This window comes from Pseudoalteromonas sp. Angola-7 (assembly GCF_028599255.1).
Classification (GTDB): Bacteria; Pseudomonadota; Gammaproteobacteria; order Enterobacterales; family Alteromonadaceae; genus Pseudoalteromonas; species Pseudoalteromonas atlantica.
In genome coordinates this window covers 1-1,116 of the sequence record NZ_JAQREL010000031.1, presented here as the reverse complement: position 1 = coordinate 1,116, position 1,116 = coordinate 1, and the positions used below count along the sequence as shown (strand labels likewise).

At 40.1% G+C, this 1,116-nt stretch carries 1 protein-coding gene and 1 pseudogene; both read right to left on the bottom strand.

The features are described from left to right. Nucleotides 1-92, bottom strand: a pseudogene (locus PSH50_RS20930) (Mobile element protein); the annotation flags it as partial. A 187-nt stretch (nucleotides 93-279) separates the two neighbouring features. Further along, nucleotides 280-561 (bottom strand): hypothetical protein, encoded by a 282-nt coding sequence (locus tag PSH50_RS20925; RefSeq protein ID WP_273587228.1) that lies wholly within the window; start codon nucleotides 559-561, stop codon nucleotides 280-282. Nucleotides 562-1,116: the final 555 nt, after the last annotated feature.

The window sequence follows — 1,116 nt, the reverse complement described above, 5'->3', positions numbered from 1 at the left end:
CCACATAAAAAAGCACGACGAACACACCGTGAAATACAATGGTAGTATTTTGTATCAACCAAACTTACTTGTCGCTTTCTTGCAATTGCCATAAGACACCCAGCTCGTTTTTTACACTGATTAAAACATAGTCTTCAATTTTAAAAAGAGCAAAATTTAAGATGGGTGTCTAATTTATTTCTTTCTTAACGCTTAGCCAAGAGGCAAATGCGAGCGCATTGGCTAAGCCAGCGAGCATTTGTCCCTGCAGCGCTTTTTGCGGCGAACTTAGGCAACTTGTTAGTGAGCATCTTTAATTGGCCAGATGAACTTACGAGCCACGAAAAACACTACAACGCCTATTACTGCAGCGGCAGTTCCGCCGAAAAGTTGTGCGACCGGCCACATAGAAGCACCACCACCTTGGTAAGGCACAAAATACTCTGTATATAACAGTGAACCTAATAGGCCCAACCAAGGCACTGCACCTGCAACAAAAATTGATAATTTGTGCCTCATATACTTGGCGACCAACAAACCAACTAAACTCGATAAAGTTATTAAAATATACGAAATATTCATGTTAAGCCTCCTGCTCACTAACGATTCGCATAAACAGCGAAGCAAGTTGGACGCTTTTTTGCGCCGTGTATTTTGCAAAAAACCGGCCTGCTTGCGGAGTCAGTTTTGATGCGTTTGTTATGTGCGTATCTATTTAAACCCAACTCTATTTCTCACTAGCTCAAAAATACACGCCCCAGTTAAAACGGAGTATACGCCGATTATGAAATAAAACATATTAGGACTAGTTTCGAGACTGTAATCTTCGCCTCCTTTAGGCGAAACTTCCCCCGTTAGTAGTCCATGAACAATTAGAAATATGAAAAATAGACCACAATAAACCAAGAGTACTTTGCCAAAAGCTGTATGTTTTTTCATGAACATTTTCCTCTTCAAAGTTCCTTTTCAAAGGGTTAATTGATGCTGGAACCTATGTTTTTCTTCATTAGCACATAGACATAATGACTCCCACACGGTGTTAGCCTCCGCTTTTCGTGGGTTAGCTTAATTCAAAGCCAGAGCCATAATTAGTTTGTCAATTAACTAAACAGCAGAGGCTAACATGAATAAACATAG

Coding starts and splice junctions, on each gene's coding strand:
- PSH50_RS20925 (WP_273587228.1), bottom strand. CDS start 561: ATGAATATTTCGTATATTTTAATAACTTTATCGAGTTTAGTTGGTTTG.